The sequence below is a fragment of the Bradyrhizobium cenepequi genome, from assembly GCF_020329485.1.
Classification (GTDB): domain Bacteria; phylum Pseudomonadota; class Alphaproteobacteria; order Rhizobiales; family Xanthobacteraceae; genus Bradyrhizobium; species Bradyrhizobium cenepequi.
In genome coordinates this window covers 1-693 of the sequence record NZ_JAGKJI010000181.1, presented here as the reverse complement: position 1 = coordinate 693, position 693 = coordinate 1, and the positions used below count along the sequence as shown (strand labels likewise).

The following is a 693-nucleotide window of genomic DNA, read 5'->3' as shown; positions in this document are numbered from 1 at the left end:
CCTTGAAGCCCAGCCGGTTGCAGGCCGCAGCTTGCGCCTTGCGCAGTACCAGCGAGTGGTGCTGACGCTCCTCGGCGCCGCGCAAGTAAACCGCTTTGTCGTCCGCATCCTCGACATGCAGCCCAACGGTGTTCTCGTAGAACGCGCGGCTGGCGCCGAGGTCGGTCACGTCGAGCACGACGTGGCTGCAGCGGATGATGTTGAACGGCGGATCGAAGACGTGCTGCGGAACGGGCATGGTGTTTTGCTCCCAAGACTCTAGGCGGTCTTCGTCTTCACCTCTCCCATAGGGAGAGGTCGGCGCGAAGCGCCGGGTGAGGGGTTACGCTCCCTCGATGGGCCGTAACCCCTCACCCGAACTTCTCGCTTACGCGCGAAGTTCGACCTCTCCCTATGGGAGAGGTAGTGCACCGTGATTGTTGATCGAGCGACGACACGCATCACAGGCCGAGTCTCTGTATCCTATGCGTCCCGCGCGCCAGCGAGACGTGTTTGGTTTCCATGTAGAAGTCGAATGAATAGTCGCCGCCGTCGCGGCCGATGCCGGACGATTTCATGCCCCCGAATGGCGTCGGCAAATGGCGGACGTTCTCCGAATTGAGCCAGATCATGCCGGCTTCGAGCGCATCGGCCACCCGCAGGGCGCGGCCCATGTCGCCGGTCCAGACATAGCCGGTGAGGCCGTACTGCACG

2 protein-coding genes are annotated in these 693 nt (G+C 63.1%); both read right to left on the bottom strand.

The window, feature by feature from the left end; translation table 11 throughout:
* The coding region (locus J6497_RS40820; protein WP_225709770.1) for a VOC family protein at positions 1-238 on the bottom strand (238 nt) is incomplete at its 3' end.
* Positions 239-440: 202 nt separating this feature from the next.
* On the bottom strand, positions 441-693 hold a 253-nt coding region (locus J6497_RS40815; RefSeq protein WP_225709769.1), incomplete at its 5' end, for an aldehyde dehydrogenase family protein.